Below are 15033 nucleotides of genomic sequence, written 5' to 3'. Positions count from 1 at the left end.
GAGGAGAGGACCCACCGTGGCCCGACGGGCAGAGCAGCAGGCACCCGCAGCAGAGGTGACCGATCGCAGCAGGCCCGCCACCGGCCGGGGTGGGGAGCAGGCGGACGTCTCCGACACGTCGGTCCCGCCCGGGCGGCAGTGGGCGGGCCGGATCGGCGGGCCGGTCGCCGCGTTGGTCGTCTACTTCCTGCTCCGGCAGGACGACGCGCTGAGCACGGCCGGCCGGACGACGGCGGCGGTCGGCGTCCTGCTGGCCGTCTGGTGGATGACCGAGGCGCTTCCGCTGCCGGCGACGGCGCTGGTGCCGATCGTCGCCTTCCCGCTGCTGGGCGTGCTGTCGGTGGAGGAGGCGACCGCGCCCTACGCCAACCCGAACATCTTCCTGTTCATGGGCGGCTTCATGATCGCCCTGGCCATGCAGAAGTGGGAGCTGCACCGGCGGATCGCGCTGCTCACCGTGCGGGCGGTCGGCACGAAGCCGCCGCGGCTGATCGCCGGCTTCATGATCGCCACCGCCTTCCTGAGCATGTGGGTGAGCAACACCGCGACCACGGTGCTGATGCTCCCCATCGGGCTCAGCGTGCTCATGCTGGTGCTGGACCGGGTGGCCGCGGGCAACGTCGACGCCGAGGCCGTCGAGGCGGCCGCCGACACGGACACCCCCGGTGACGGCGGTCCGGCGGTCACCGAGCTCATCCAGGACGCCGACACCCGCAACTTCGCCGTCGCGCTGATGCTGGGCATCGCCTACGCGGCCAGCATCGGCTCGCTGGCCACCCTGATCGGCACCCCGCCCAACCTCATCCTCGCCGCCTTCGTCGAGCAGAACTACGACATCGAGCTGGGCTTCGGCGAGTGGATGCTGATGGGCCTGCCGCTCGCCGTGGTCTTCCTGACCCTCGCCTGGCTGGTGCTCACGAAGCTGGTGTTCCGTTCCGAGCTGCGGGAGATCCCGGGCGGCCGGCGGGTGATCCAGGAGGAGATCGACAAGCTCGGCTCGATGTCGCGGGGCGAGTGGACCGTGCTCGTGGTCTTCGTGACCACCGCCCTGCTGTGGGTGTTCCGCCAGCCCCTGACCGGCTGGACGGCGCTCACCGACGTCCTGCCGTTCGTGGCGAACATGGACGACGCCGTCATCGCCATCGCGGCGGCCGTGGCCCTGTTCCTCATCCCGGTCAAGGCGCGGGAGGGCGTGTCCGCGCTGGACTGGCAGCAGGCGCAGAAGCTGCCCTGGGGCGTGCTGCTGCTCTTCGGTGGTGGCCTGGCCCTGGCCGCCGCGGTGCAGGCGAGCGGGCTGGACGAGTACGTGGGGAACCAGGTGGGCGCGGTGGGGACGCTGCCGGCCATCGTCCTGGTCGTGGTCACCGCCGGGGTGGTCCTGCTGCTCACCGAGGTCACCAGCAACACGGCGACGGCGGCGGCCTTCCTGCCGGTCCTCGGCGGGGTCGCCCTCGGGCTCGACCTCTTCCCGCTGGTGCTGCTGGTGCCCGCCGCACTGGCCGCCACCTGCGCCTTCATGCTCCCCGTGGCCACCCCGCCCAACGCGATCGTGTTCGGGTCGGGCTACGTCACCATCGGGCAGATGATCCGCGCGGGCGCCGTCCTCAACGTGATCGGCATCGTGCTGATCACCGCCGCGGTCTACCTGCTCGGCGGGGTCGCCCTGGGCATCACCTTCTGAGGCGCCACCGCCTGATGGCGGCCGCCGCGGACGGTGCGGGTCGCCGAGTCCCTCCACAGCCGCATCGGCGGCTCCCCGGTCGCCACCGGCCCGGCCCCGGCCCGCGGTCGAGCCGGGAGGGTGTTTGCCGCCGACCGGTCGGCGGGCACGGGCCGCCGGGGCACGGGACCGGCGCGTCGCCCCGCAGCAGCCCAGCCGGGCGAGGAGGGGACCGTGGAGGACCTGCACCTGGGGTACGCGCTGGTCGGCACCCTGGCGGTGGCGCTGGCCGCGCTGTCCAGCAAGATGCGCGAGCTGCCCTTCAGCGAGCCGCTGCTGGCGCTTCTGCTCGGCGTGGTCGTGGGCCCGCAGGTCCTGGGGCTGATCGAGGTGGCCGAGGCGAGCCGCTCGACGCTGGTCGAGGAGACCGCCCGGGTGCTGCTCGCCGTGTCGCTGATCGGCGTGGCGCTGCGCTACCCGGTGCGCCGGCTGCGCCCGATCGTCACCCCGACCGCGCTGCTGGTGACCCTGGGGATGGTCGGGATGGCGGTGCTCTCGGCCGGCCTGGCCTGGCTGGTGCTCGGCGTCCCGGTGGCCCTGGCCGCGCTGATCGGCGCCTGCATCGCGCCGACCGACCCGGTGCTCGCCTCCAGCGTGGTCACCGGGAAGCCGGCCGAGGAGCACCTGCCGGCCCGCACCCGCCAGCTGCTGTCGGCGGAGTCGGGCACCAACGACGGGCTGGCGCTGCCGCTCGTGCTGCTGGCGATCGCCCTGGTGCTCGGTGACTCCCTCGGGCACGCCGCCCTCGACGGGGTCTACCAGGTGGTCGTCGCCGTGGTCGTCGGCATCGTGGCCGGGCTGGTCGCCGGGCGTGCGGTGAGCTTCGCCATCAGCCGCAACGACGTCTCCGAGGGCGCCTCGCTGGTGTTCACGCTGGTGCTGGCCATCGCCGTCCTCGGCCTCGCCCGGATCGCCAACGCCGACGGCATCCTCGCGGTCTTCGTCGCCGGGCTGGCCTACAACTTCGCCGTCGGCCAGGACGAGGTCGGCCCGCAGAACACCATCGACGAGGGGATCAACCGGTACCTGGTGCTGCCGCTGTTCCTGCTGCTGGGCATCCTGCTGCCCTGGTCGGAGTGGGCCGACCTGGGCTGGGCGGCGCTGGTCTTCCCAGTCGCCGTGCTGCTGCTGCGGCGGCCCCCCGTGCTGCTCGCGCTGATGAGGCCGCTGGGCCTGCAGCTGCGGGACGCGGTGTTCCTCGGCTGGTTCGGGCCGATCGGGGTGAGCGCGCTGTTCTACCTGAGCTTCAGCGAGGAGGAGGGGGTGACCGATCCCCGGCTGTGGGCGGCCGGCACCCTGGTGGTCGTGGCCAGCACGGTCGCGCACGGGATCACCTCCGCGCCCGGCCGGCGGATCTACCGCCGGGTGGCCGGCACCTGATCGTCGCCGCCCGTCCTGCGGACGTGGCCGCGTGGATCAGCTCGGCCCGGGCGGGGTCGCACGGTGCGGGAGACCGCGGTGCGGCCGAGATGATCTCCTCGTGCGAGGTCGTTGCCGCCTGCACCCGTCGTGCGGATGATCACCCGGCCAGGTAGGCATGCGCCATGACGGTGATCGGCTTCCACAACTCCCACGAGCAGGTGCACCCCGCCGACCTGCTCCGCGCGGTGCAGCACGCCGAGCAGGTCGGCTTCACCGCGGCCATGTGCTCCGACCACCTCGAGCCCTGGAACGAGCGGCAGGGCCACTCCGGCTTCGCCTGGTCCTGGCTGGGCGCGGCACTGGCCACCACCGGGCTGCCGTTCGGTGCGGTCAACGCCCCCGGCCAGCGGTACCACCCGGTGATCATCGCCCAGGCGATCGCCACCCTCGGGTCGATGTTCCCGGGCCGGTTCTGGGTGGCGCTGGGCTCCGGTGAGGCGATGAACGAGCACGTCACCGGGCACGTCTGGCCGAACAAGGACCTGCGCGACGCCCGGCTGCGCGAGTGCGTCGACGTGATCCGCGCGCTGCTGGCCGGCGAGGAGGTCAGCCACGAGGGCCTGGTCACCGTCGACCGCGCCCGGATCTGGACGCTGCCCGAGCAGCAGCCGGCGCTGATCGCCCCGGCCGTCAGCGCGAAGACCGCCGCCCGGCACGCGGAGTGGGCCGACGGGCTGGTCACGATCAACCAGCCGCACGACGTGCTCCGCGAGGTGATCGCCGCCTACCGCGACGCCGGAGGCAAGGGCTCGCTCACCATCCAGGTGCACGTGTCCTGGGACCCGGATCCCGACCGGGCGCTCGCCCTCGCCCATGACCAGTGGCGCAGCAACGTCTTCCCGCCGCCGCTGTGCTGGGACCTGGACACCACGCGCGCCTTCGACCAGGCCAGCACGCACGTCCGGCCCGAGGACATGCACGCCTCGGTCCGGGTCTCCAGCGACCTCGGCCAGCACGCCGCCTGGATCGCCGAGTACGTCGACCTGGGTTTCGACCAGGTGTACCTGCACCACGTGCCCAAGGACCAGCTGCCCTTCCTCGACGCGTTCGGCGAGCACGTGCTGCCGCAGCTCGACGTCACCGTGCCCGCCCCGGCCGTCGCCATCGACCCGCCCGGGCCGGCCGAGCCGCTGCGCCCGCGGCAGCAGCCGCAGCCCGCCGTCCTGCCCTGACCTCGCTCCACCCGCCCCGAGAAGAGGAGCGACATGCGCATCACCGACACGTCCGACCTGTGGTGGAAGAACGCCGTCGTCTACTGCCTGGACGTCGAGACGTACATGGACTGGAACAGCGACGGGGTCGGCGACCTGGAGGGCCTGGCCCAGCGCCTGGACCACCTCGCCGACCTCGGCGTCACCTGCCTGTGGTTGATGCCCTTCTACCCGACCGCCGGCCGGGACGACGGCTACGACATCACCGACTACTACGCGGTCGACCCCCGGCTGGGCACGCTCGGTGACCTGGTGGAGATGATCCGGACGGCGAAGGACCGCGGCATGCGGGTCATCGCCGACCTGGTCGTCAACCACACCTCCGACCAGCACCCGTGGTTCCAGTCGGCCAAGGCCAGCACCGACTCCCCGTACCGGGACTTCTACGTGTGGCGGGAGGACGAGCCGCCGGACACCAGCGACCAGGTGGTCTTCCCCGACGCCGAGGACGGGATCTGGACGCACAGCCCGGAGACCGGCACCTGGTACCTGCACCGCTTCTACGCCGAGCAGCCCGACCTCGACGTCACCAACCCCCGGGTCCGCGACGAGATCGCCAAGATCATGGGCTTCTGGCTGGAGCTGGGCCTGTCCGGCTTCCGGGTCGACGCCGTCCCGTTCCTGCTGGAGACCGCCGGGGTGGACGAGGAGTCCGCCGCGCACTTCCCCGACCCGCACGCCTACCTGCGCGCGCTGCGCGCGTTCCTGGGCCGGCGCACCGGCTCGGGGGTGCTGCTGGGGGAGGTGAACCTGCCGTTCGAGCAGCAGGCGGAGTTCTTCGGCGGTCAGGACGGCGACGAGCTCACCATGCAGTTCGACTTCAACACGATGCAGCAGATGTACCTCTCGCTGGCCCGCGGGGACGCCGGGCCGCTGGCCGCCTCGCTGGCCGCCCGCCCGGAGATCTCCCCGGACAGCCAGTGGGGCACGTTCGTGCGCAACCACGACGAGCTCACCCTGGACAAGCTCGGCGACGACGAGCGGGCCGAGGTCTTCGCCGCCTTCGGGCCGGAGGAGGAGATGCAGGTCTACGACCGCGGCCTGATCCGCCGGCTGCCGCCGATGCTGGCCGGTGACCCGCGGCGGGTGCGGATGGTCTACAGCCTGCTGTTCTCCCTGCCCGGCACCCCGGTGCTGTTCTACGGCGAGGAGATCGGCATGGGGGAGGACCTCTCGGCCGGCAGCCGGCTCTCGGTGCGCACCCCGATGCAGTGGACCAGCGGCGACAACGGCGGCTTCTCCGACGCCCCGGCGAAGCAGCTGACCCGCCCGGTGGTCGACGGCGGCTTCGCCCCCGAGTTCGTCAACGTCGCCGACCAGCGCCGTGACCCGGACTCGCTGCTGTCGTTCATGAAGCTGCTGATCCGCCGCTACCGGGAGTCCCCGGAGCTCGGGTGGGGTGGCTTCCAGCTGCTGGAGCAGCCGCACGCCGCCGTCCTGGCGCACCTGTGCACCTGGGACGACGGCGCGCTGGTCGCCGTGCACAACCTGGGCGCCGAGCCGCTGACGGTCCCGCTCACCGTGCCCGGCTGCGGGGCCACCCACCGGCTGGAGGACCTGCTCACCGCGGGCGGCGCGCAGCTGGCCGACGACGGCTCGGTCGAGCTGGCGCTGGAGGGCTACGGGTTCCGCTGGCTGCGGGTGGTCGCCGAGGACAGCCGCCGCATCCTCTAGCCGGGGTGGTCGCGGGCCGAGGGTGCAGGTGATGCGGTGGCCGGCCGAGGCGGTCGCCGGCCAGGGCAGCGACCCGTTGCCGCAGCGGACAGCCGGCGCTGCGGCTCGGCCGGCGAAGTGGCTCAGCTGACGCGGTGGCTCAGCCGACGCTGTGGCTCAGCTGACGCTGGGGCTCAGCTGACGCTGTGATCTCGCGGGACCACGGTGGGTCACTCCCCGCCGTGGTCCCGCCGGTCCCACTCGCCACACCCGGGGTGCTGCGCCGGTTCGTCGGAGGGCCCACCTACCGTCCGCACCCGAGGTGATCACACAGATGAGCGACGAGCAGGACGTACTGGCGGCCGGACCGGCCGACCGGGGTGGACGGACGGCGACCGGGTCGACGGCGGCCGTGGTCGTGCCCGACCAGCGGACACAAGGTGAACCGGAGGTCCCGTCGACCCCGGCGGTGCCGCCGGCGGGGGAGCGGCCGGACGGGCCGCCCCAGGTCGCACCGGCCGAGGCGGCTGCGGCGGCCGGTGCGGAGGCCCGGCCCGACCCACAGCAGGAGCCGGCTCCCGAACCGCCGCCCCCTCCGCACCCGACGGCGCCGGTCGGCGCCCGGCCACGGCCTCGGCTGCCCCGGCGCGGGGAACCGATGGTGCGGATGGGGCCCTGGGCGCCGGTGGCCGGCGCCGGGATCGGCCTGCTCCTGGGCCTGGTCGTGGTGCTCTCCCTGGCGCCGGCGGTGGACACCTTCGACCAGCGGCTGTCCCTGGTCTTCGTCGTCCTCGGGCTGACCCTGCTGGGCGCCGGGGGCACCCTGCTGGCCGACGAGGTGCGGCTCCTCCGCCGCGGCGCCCAGGCCGCCGAGGTGCGGGCCTCGAACGTGGGGGCGATCGCCGGTCTGCTCAACGGCCTGACCCCGGCCCGGCTGCTGATCACCGCGAGCGCCTTCGTGCTGCTGCTCAGCGCCTACGTCACCAACGGCGGGGTCTGACCCGGGGACTCGCCGGGTCGCGGCCGGTCAGCTCTGCCCCCGCTGACCGGGCCGCGCCCAGGCCACTCCGGCTGCGGCGAGCCCCAGCGCGACCGTGAGCACCGGGCTGGTGTGCAGCACCGCCACGTTCGTGACCGTGGCGCCCACCATCAGTAGGGCCAGGCCGACCGCGGCCGCCCGGTGCAGGCGACGCACCAGCAGGCCCACCGCGCCGGCCAGTTCCAGCGCTCCGACGAACAGGCGCAGCCCCTGGCCGGCGCCGATGTCGTCGAACAGCTCGACCATCGCGGCGTCGCCGCCGAGCTTGGCCAGACCCGCCGCCGCGAAGACGGCGGCGAGCCCGATCCGCGCGGCCCAGTGGGCCACCTTCCCGCGCGTCGGCGGAGGCCGTCGGCGGGTCCCGGTCGTGGTCATCATCGGTTCCCGTCCGGCCCGGCTCAGCGGGCGAGCAGGGCGTCGAGGCGCTGGTAGCCCTCGCGGACCCCGCTGTCCATACCGCTGGCCAGGAACGCGTCCCGGTCGGCGAAGGAGTCGACCAGCGAGGTCGCGGTCAGCCGGGTGCGCCCACCGGGCAGCTCCTCCAGCACGAGCTTCTCCAGGGCCACGCCGTCGGGCATGCCCTCGAAGGTGAAGGTCTGCACGATCAGCTCGGGCGGCCGGACCTCGTGGAAGCAGCCGTGGAACCCGTACTCGACGCCGTCCTGGGCGTGCACGTAGCGGTAGGAGCCGCCGGTGCGGCAGTCGTAGTGCTCGACCCGGGCCTCCATGCCGCTGGGTCCCTGCCACTGGACGACCAGCTCAGGGTCGGTGTGCGCCCGGAAGACCTTCTCCCGGGGGGCGTCGAACTCGCGGGTGATCCGGACCAGGGGGACGTCGGGGTCGGCGACGATCTGGGTCTCGGGGGCGTCGGTGGTGGTCATGTCGGAGGGCCTTCCGCTGCGGGTGGGATGGGAGAGACGTCGTCCGGCATCGCGGCGAGGACGTCGTCGAGCCGGCGGTAGCGCTCCTCGGCCTGGCGCCGGTAGCGCTCGATCCACTTCGTCATCAGGTCGAACACCTGTGCCTCCAGGTGCACCGGGCGGCGCTGGGCCTCCCGGCTGCGGCTGACGAGGCCGGCGTCCTCGAGCACCTTCAGGTGCTTGGAGACCGCCTGCAGGCTCACGTCGTAGGGGGCGGCGAGTTCGTTGACCGTGGCATCGCCGACGGCGAGCCGGGCCACCATGTCGCGCCGGGTGGGGTCGGCCAGGGCCGAGAACACCCGGGACAGGGAATCTGCCGCCACGGGACCTCCTCTCAGATCAACCAACTGGTTGATGAAGAGGGTGGGCCGCATGGCGGGTCGTTGTCAACCCCTTGGTTGAACAAGCTGTCCGTGCGTCGTCGTGTGCCGCAAGAGCGGGGACCGGTGCTCGTCGCGGGTGCCCGCTCGGCTACCGGACCCGCCGTCCGCGGCTCGGGCAGGGGCAGCCGACCGCTGACGAGATCGTCTGCGGCGGCGTCCTCGAGCCGGCCGGCGCTGCGGGCGTGCGCTGGGCGCTGCCCGTCAGGTGTCGGAGACGGCGGTCCGGAGTTCGGTGAGGGACAGCCGCCCGCTGACGAGGTCCTCGGCGACGTCGTCGACCAGCCGGTCGGTGGCGAAGGCGTGTGCCTTGAGCACGGCCAGCGCGTCGGCGGTGTCCAGGCCCAGGGCGACGTCCACCATCCCGGTCGCCTGCCAGACGCGGGCGCGGCGCAGGGCGTCCGGCCCGTCCCACCAGCCCCGCTGCCCCTCCGTCACGGGGGCACCGAGGGCGGCGGCCACCATGGCGCGGGTGAGCGCGATGACCACGTCGTCGACGTCCTCGCGGTCGGTGGCCGGCAGCGCCGCGAGCTCGTGCACGTACAGGTCGAGCACCACCAGGGGGCCCAGGGGCGGCAGCAAGGGCACCGACAGGACGGCGCGGAACGGCGTCTCGGCGGTCAGCGCGTCGTGCAGCTCGGGCCAGTTCCGGGTGATCTCGCCCTCGTCGAAGGCGATCCGGACGCCGTCGTCGTGGGCGCGGAGGCAGGGGCCGGCGCCGTGGGTGAACTGCAGCCGCTCGGCCCGTGAGGTCAGGGGGTCGCTGGCGCCGATCGGCGTCCGGAGCCCGTCCGGGTCGTGGATGCTCAACCCGGCACCGTCGACCGGCAGGGCGGCCACGCAGGCCCGGGCCAGCCGGACGGCGAGCATCTCCGGCCCGCGGAGCTCCGCCGGTGGCAGCTGGTCCAGCTCGTGGGCGAACCGCTGTGCCGAGGGACCGGGCCCGTTCATCACGCCTCCTGTCGAGGGCGACGCGCGTCGCACCATCTCGGGTCACCATGCCTGTACGGACGGTCGTGCACCACCCGGGGGGTCAACCGAAGGCGTCGAGGCCCAGGCGCACGGCGAGGGCGAGCCCGGCGACGGCGATCAGCCGGCGCAGCAGCGTCTGCGGCGCCCGGCGCACCACCCGCGGACCGAGCCGGCCGCCGAGCAGGAAGCCGATCGCCAGGGGGAGGGCGGCCAGCCACGCGACGTCGGCGAGGAGGGCGTAGCCCAGCGCGGCCACCCCGTTGGCCAGCAGCAGGACCACGTTCTTCAGTGCGTTGCTGCGGGGCACGCCCTCCCCGCCGACCAGCAGGTACATCGCCAGCAACACCACCCCGGCGGCCGCCCCGAAGTACCCGGCGTAGATGGAGACGGCGAAGGTGCCCAGCACCAGCCCCCAGGAGTCGTGGCGCGGCTGCCCGGCCGCCGCGCCCTCGGCGGCCAGCTCCCGGGGCGGGCGCTGGACCAGGATCGCGGCGGCCGCGCCGGCGATGAGGAAGGGCACCACCTTCTCGAACGCCTCGGTCGGGGTCAGCAGGAGCAGTGCCGCACCGACGACGCCGCCGAGCAGCCCGGCCACCCCCAGCCGGACGAGCCGGTGGCGCGTCCCGGTGAGCTCCGGCCGGGACGCGCTGACCGCGCCGACCCCGCTGAGCACCAGGGCCACGGTGTTGGTCACGTTGGCCGAGACCGGCGACAGGCCGGTGGCCAGCAGTGCGGGGTAGCTGATCAGCGACGCCAGGCCGGCGATGCTGCCGATCAGCCCGGCGCCGAGACCGGCCAGCACCAGCAGCCCGAACTCCAGGGGGTCCATCAGCGCAGCAGCACCCAGATGGCGGTCAGCCCGAGCAGCACGATCGCGGTCCGCAGCAGCGCGGCGGGCAGTCGCCGTCCCAGCGTCGACCCGACGTATCCGCCGACCACGGCGCCGCCGGCCACCAGGGCGGCCGCGCGCCAGTCGATCCGCTCCGTCGCCACCACCACGTAGGCCACCGCGGCCACGGCGTTGACGGCCAGGGTCAGCACGTTCTTGATCGCGTTGAGCCGCTGCAGCGGCTCGCGGAGCAGCATGCCGAAGATGCCGATCTGCAGCACGCCCTGACTGGCGGCGAAGTAGCCGCCGTAGGTGCCCGTGGCGTAGGCGCCGGCGAAGAGCGCGGCGACCCGGCCGCGGCCGAGCACCTGCTCCTGCTCGACGGTGCCCGCCCGGGCCCGGCGGGCGGCCAGCCGGCGTTGCAGCAGCGGCTGGACGGCGACCAGCACCACGGCCAGCCCGACGAGCGCCGGCACGATCGTCTCGAACGCGGAGGCGGGCAGGTGCAGCAGCAGGAAGGCGCCGGTGAGCGCGCCCAGCACCGACGCCGGCAGCAGCCGCAGCAGCAGTCGGCGTTGACCGTGCAGCTCCCGGCGGTAGCCGATCGCGCCGGTCAGGTTGCCGGGCACCAGGCCGAGGGAGTTGGTGATCGTCGCGGTCACCGGCGGCAGCCCGACGGCCAGCAGCACGGGGAAGGTGACCAGGGTGCCGGAGCCGACGACGGCGTTGATGCCGCCCGCGGCGAATCCGGCGGCGGCGACCGCGAGCATCTCCCACCCGGTCATGACGCCATCGCGGCGAGGGTGTCACAGCGGTCAGGTGTGAGCCCGCGCACGGCGGTCAGGACGGGATCAGCGCCCCGCTGGTGAGCTGCGGTGCGGCGCCGGAGACGTGCACCCGGTTCTTGCCGGCGGCCTTGGCCGCGTACATCGCCAGGTCGGCCTGCTGCAGCGTGCTGGTCCACGAGGCGCCGGGCAGCACGCGCGCGGCGCCGATGCTGGCGCCCACCCGGGCCGTGCCGGCGGCCAGCGGGACCGGTGCGGAGACCGCCTCGACCAGTCGCCGTCCCAGCGTCTCGGCCTCCGCGGCGTCGGCGGCGTGCACCAGGACGGCGAACTCGTCGCCGCCCAGCCGGGCACACAGGTCCGGTGCGCGGACGACGCCGGCCAGCCGCGCGCCCACCGCGCGCAGCAGGTCGTCACCCGCGGCGTGCCCCAGCCGGTCGTTGACCAGCTTGAAGTCGTCGAGGTCGACGAACAGCAGCCACGGGTCCCCGGCGGCGCTGGGGGTCGCTGCCGCCAGTGCGGCGGAGAAGGTGCCGCGGTTGGCCAGGCCGGTGAGGGCGTCGGTGCGCGCCTGGACCTCGAGCTCCCGGTGCGCGCTGGTCGCCCGGACGGCGAGGGCCGCCTGGTTCACCAGCTGCTGGAACAGCGCCACGCCCGCGGGGTGGAGCACGCTGCCGCCCAGCAGGAGGTTCCTGCCGGGTTCGTCGGGCAGTGGGATCGCCGCCCAGCAGGATGCTCCGCCGGCCGCCGCGACGAGCTCCGGCGGAGCCGTGACGTCCCGGGGCTCCTGCGAGCCGGCGGCAGCCGCCAGGCCCACGGCGGACGGCGTCCGGTCCAGGGTGCCGGGCAGCTGGTGGACAGGGCCGACGGAGCGCTGCACCAGCAGTCGCTCCCCGTCGTCCTCGACGATGACGACGGACAGGCCGGGGGTGATCCGGCAGATGTGCTCGGCGGCCTCCCAGCCGCGCTCCCTGATCTGCTCGACGTCGGTGACACCGAGCAGCTGGGTGGTCAGCCGGGAGAGAGTGGCGTCCCAGGCCTGCGCCGCCTGGTGCTCCTGCAGCACCCGGGCCAGGTGCCGGGCGACGACGGCGAGCAGCGGCGCGATGGGGAGTGCGCCCAGCAGCGGGGCGGCCGGGGCCGGGGCGGTGTGACCGGGGAAGACCTCCCACAGCGCCAGGGCGGCGACCAGACCGGCGCACTGGGCGGTCGTGTAGGCCCAGGTGTCCCGGTCGCGGCCGTAGACGGCGCGGAACCACAGCGCGGAGAAGGTGACGCCCAGGGCGACCGCCGGCACCGGCGAGGCGAGGGCGAACAGGCAGATGGCCACGGCGTCGAGGAGGTCCAGGGCGAACGACCCGCGGCGAGCGGTGTACCGGTGCAGCCAGGACCCGAGCAGTGCCGCCACGGCCACCGCGATCGCGAGCAGCCGCCAGGTGCCGGCGCCGGCGACCGCGCCGCCCGTGGTGAGCACCAGGGACACGACGGCGCAGGCGCCGAAGAGCCACCGGGTGCGTTCGACCAGGTCGGTGGGGCGACGGAAGACCGACCGGCGTGTCGCAGGCGACGTCACGGGTGGTGGGGTCATGGCGGTCCTCGTCGTCGTGCCCGGCTCCGCTCGCCGGCGCGTTCACCCAGGTCTTCGGCATCCGCAGCCGCGGCCTCCATCACCCGTCCGGGTCGATCCGGACGTCTGCGGCTCGGATCTCCCCGCGGGCTGCCTGCCAGGGCGGGAGCCCATGGCGCAGGACGGACGAGGTGGGGCGAGTGGGGCGCGAGCTGACGGCGACGGCGGCGGCGAGGGCGGCGGCGGCGGCGACGGCGACGGTGACGGCGACGGCCGTGACGCGGTGGACGGCTTCGCGGGGAGGCGGTGGACGGCTCTACGGGTAGGCGGTGGATGGCTCTGTGGGGAGGCGGCGGGCGGCTCTGCGGTGACGCAGTGGACGGCTCTGCGGTGATGCGGGGGGCAGCGTCCCGTGGCGTCGGCGGGCAGCCTCGTCCTCGGGTGCGGTGCTACGGCCGTCGTCCGGGAGGTGCGGTGGACAGCCTTCGCGCCGGTGAGCAGAGTGCCGACCGTGCCCTCGCCGCCGCCCGCGTACTGCTTCGTCACCGTCTGGCGGGTGCCGGGCACGATCGCCGAGGTGCAGGCGGTGCTCAGCGACAGCGCCGCGCTGCCCCGCTGGTGGCCGGCCGTCTACCTCGACGTCGTCCCGGTCGCCGACGGGGAGCCGGATGGGCTGGGGCGCACGGTCGAGCTCTTCACGACGGGCTGGCTGCCCTACACGCTGCGCTGGACGCTGCGGATCACCGAGACGATGACCGACACCGGCTTCGCTCTGGCCGCGGTCGGTGACCTGGTGGGCACCGGCCGGTGGACCTTCGTGCAGGAGGGGCCGGAGGTGGTGATCACCTACGACTGGCAGGTGCGCGCGGCCAAGCCGTTGCTGGCTCGGCTCAGCTGGCTGCTGCGGCCGGCGTTCGAGGCGAACCACCGGTGGGCGATGGCCCGTGGCGAGGAGAGCCTGGCGCTGGAGCTCCGCCGCCGGCGCGACCCGGCCGCCGATGTCCCCCGGCCGCCCGGGCCGACCTTCCGGCGAGCCGGCTCCGCCCGCTGAGTCACGTGGTCGCATGGCCTCCGCGACGCCGATGGACGTCCTGACGTGCAGGGTGCCGTCGTCGTCGATGTCCTGGAGGCCGACCGTCCTGGATCAGCTCGCCCGGCTCTGAGGGACGTCCGAGCCGCGGCTGGGGGGTTGTCCGCCGGAGCGGCCGTCGCGGGAGTTCCGGAGCGATGAACGGACGGCATGGCCGTGGGAGCATCCGGCCGTGAGCTGGTCGACGTACGGGTCGTTCGTCGTGGTCGCAGTGGTCCTCATCGTGATCCCCGGACCGGACTTCGCGGTGGTCACCAAGAACGCGCTGGCCGGCGGCCGACGCCGTGGGGCGTGGAGCTCGCTCGGAGTCGCCAGTGCAGCCGCCGTGCAGGGCATCGCCGCGGCAGCCGGTCTCGGAGCCGCGATCGCGCACGCCCAGCCGGTCTTCCGGGTGATCACCTGGGTGGGGGCGGGCTACCTCGTCCTGCTGGCCGCGCAGGCACTCCGTTCCGCGGTCGCTGGGCGCTATGCACCGCTCGGCCCGGGCGGTGCCCCTTCAGCTCGCGGCGCGCTCACCGGCTGGCGGCAGGGCTTCCTCGCGAACATCACCAATCCGAAGGTGCTGGTCTTCTACCTCGCGCTGCTGCCGCAGTTCCTCGGCCCGGATCCGAGTCTCGTCGCGATGAGTGCGCTGGCACTGACGCACGCCGCGCTGACCCTGCTGTCCCTGCTGCTGGTCGTCGCCGGACTGCATCGCGCCCGGCACGTGCTCATGCGCCGGCGCGTGCGCCGGTCCCTCGACGCGGTCACGGGAGTCGCACTGCTCGGCTTCGGCGCCCGACTGATCACCGAGTAACCCCCGGACGTCGAACTGCCCCCGGACGTCGAACTGCCCCCGGACGTCGAACTGCCCCCGGACGTCGAACTGCCCCCGGACGTCGAACTGCCCCCGGACGTCGAACTGCCCCCGGACGCCGAGCTGCCCCGGACCCCGAGCTGCCCTCGGACGCCGAGCTGCCCCCGCACGCAGAGTTCGCCCCCGGGCGGCAAGTTCGCCCCCGGGCGGCAAGTTCGCCTGCGGGCGGCAAATTTCTCTCCGGGCGTTGAGCATCTCCCGGGCGCCGAGCTCGTCTCCGGGCGTCGAGCAGCTCCTGGGCGTCGAGCAGCCTCCAGACGTGGCGCAGCTCCCAGATGTCGACCGGATACGTCCGGGCACGGGACGTCCCTGGCCGGCGGACCGGTCAAAAGGGCGGGGGGTCGTCGACGGGTGAGCGGACCGCCGCCGGTGGCGAGTCGTCTCCAGGAGGTGGATCGGCTGCTCCAGCGCGTTGGCTCAGTGCTCGCATCCCGGGTGGTCGGGTGGTGCGGGTGACGCCGCTGGGGGTGGTGACGTGCAAGGTGCCGTCGTCGTCGATGGCGAAGTGCCAACCGGGGGCGAAGGTCTTGAGTCGGTGGTGGGAGCGGCACAGGCAGCAGAGGTTGGCCACCCATCGCTAGTCTGCCCC

14 protein-coding genes and 1 pseudogene are annotated in these 15033 nt (G+C 74.0%); 7 read left to right on the top strand and 8 right to left on the bottom strand.

The annotated features are described in order from the left end of the window. Positions 1-16 precede the first annotated feature (16 nt). The 5 genes from FB380_RS19430 (at position 17) to FB380_RS19410 (ending at position 7006) form a co-directional block, all read left to right on the top strand. Positions 17-1681 carry an SLC13 family permease gene (locus tag FB380_RS19430; protein ID WP_208383703.1) on the top strand — a complete coding sequence of 555 codons (1665 nt, stop codon included), beginning with the start codon at positions 17-19 and terminating at the stop codon, positions 1679-1681. 213 nt (positions 1682-1894) lie between these two features. Then, positions 1895-3100, top strand: coding sequence for a cation:proton antiporter domain-containing protein (locus FB380_RS19425; protein ID WP_166756932.1), 1206 nt, complete (start codon positions 1895-1897; stop codon positions 3098-3100). Positions 3101-3264: 164 nt separating this feature from the next. Continuing rightward, complete coding sequence (locus FB380_RS19420) at positions 3265-4314, top strand: TIGR03885 family FMN-dependent LLM class oxidoreductase (RefSeq protein ID WP_166756931.1); 1050 nt, start codon at positions 3265-3267, stop codon at positions 4312-4314. Positions 4315-4347: 33 nt separating this feature from the next. Next, a complete protein-coding gene (locus FB380_RS19415; RefSeq protein ID WP_166756930.1) occupies positions 4348-6027 on the top strand; it encodes an alpha-amylase family protein in 1680 nt (559 codons plus the stop codon). Positions 6028-6340: 313 nt separating this feature from the next. Beyond that, a complete protein-coding gene (locus FB380_RS19410) occupies positions 6341-7006 on the top strand; it encodes a hypothetical protein (protein ID WP_166756929.1) in 666 nt (221 codons plus the stop codon). A 27-nt stretch (positions 7007-7033) separates the two neighbouring features. Here FB380_RS19410 and FB380_RS19405 read toward each other — a convergent pair whose 3' ends face one another. The 7 genes from FB380_RS19405 to FB380_RS19375 form a co-directional block, all read right to left on the bottom strand. Beyond that, the gene (locus FB380_RS19405; protein ID WP_208383702.1) at positions 7034-7372 is read right to left on the bottom strand and encodes a DoxX family protein; all 339 of its coding nucleotides are present in this window, start codon (positions 7370-7372) and stop codon (positions 7034-7036) included. 71 nt (positions 7373-7443) lie between these two features. Further along, positions 7444-7926, bottom strand: coding sequence for an SRPBCC family protein (locus FB380_RS19400; RefSeq protein ID WP_166756927.1), 483 nt, complete (start codon positions 7924-7926; stop codon positions 7444-7446). Continuing rightward, positions 7923-8288 carry an ArsR/SmtB family transcription factor gene (locus tag FB380_RS19395; RefSeq protein ID WP_229682156.1) on the bottom strand — a complete coding sequence of 122 codons (366 nt, stop codon included), beginning with the start codon at positions 8286-8288 and terminating at the stop codon, positions 7923-7925. The genes FB380_RS19400 and FB380_RS19395 overlap by 4 nt, the downstream gene beginning before the upstream one ends. A 261-nt stretch (positions 8289-8549) precedes the next feature. Then, positions 8550-9296 (bottom strand): ANTAR domain-containing protein, encoded by a 747-nt coding sequence (locus tag FB380_RS19390; protein ID WP_166756925.1) that lies wholly within the window; start codon positions 9294-9296, stop codon positions 8550-8552. 82 nt (positions 9297-9378) lie between these two features. After that, positions 9379-10146 carry a sulfite exporter TauE/SafE family protein gene (locus tag FB380_RS19385; protein ID WP_188959624.1) on the bottom strand — a complete coding sequence of 256 codons (768 nt, stop codon included), beginning with the start codon at positions 10144-10146 and terminating at the stop codon, positions 9379-9381. After that, positions 10146-10931, bottom strand: coding sequence for a sulfite exporter TauE/SafE family protein (locus FB380_RS19380; RefSeq protein WP_166756924.1), 786 nt, complete (start codon positions 10929-10931; stop codon positions 10146-10148). Before FB380_RS19380 ends, FB380_RS19385 begins: the two co-directional genes overlap by 1 nt. A 55-nt stretch (positions 10932-10986) precedes the next feature. Further along, positions 10987-12519: a GGDEF domain-containing protein gene (locus FB380_RS19375; protein WP_166756923.1), complete on the bottom strand. Its 1533-nt coding sequence runs from the start codon at positions 12517-12519 to the stop codon at positions 10987-10989. A gap of 472 nt (positions 12520-12991) precedes the next feature. Between FB380_RS19375 and FB380_RS19370 the strand changes: the two genes are divergently transcribed. Further along, positions 12992-13549, top strand: coding sequence for an SRPBCC family protein (locus FB380_RS19370; RefSeq protein ID WP_208383701.1), 558 nt, complete (start codon positions 12992-12994; stop codon positions 13547-13549). Positions 13550-13760: 211 nt separating this feature from the next. Then, positions 13761-14384, top strand: coding sequence for a LysE family translocator (locus FB380_RS19365; protein WP_166756922.1), 624 nt, complete (start codon positions 13761-13763; stop codon positions 14382-14384). Between the two features lie 385 nt (positions 14385-14769). On the opposite strand, the pseudogene FB380_RS24920 reads toward FB380_RS19365, so the two are convergent. Further along, positions 14770-15012, bottom strand: a pseudogene (locus tag FB380_RS24920) (HNH endonuclease); the annotation flags it as partial. Positions 15013-15033: the final 21 nt, after the last annotated feature.

This window comes from Modestobacter marinus, from assembly GCF_011758655.1.
Classification (GTDB): domain Bacteria; phylum Actinomycetota; class Actinomycetes; order Mycobacteriales; family Geodermatophilaceae; genus Modestobacter; species Modestobacter marinus.
Note: the sequence above shows the minus strand (reverse complement) of the source record. Positions and strands in the feature narration are given on the sequence as shown.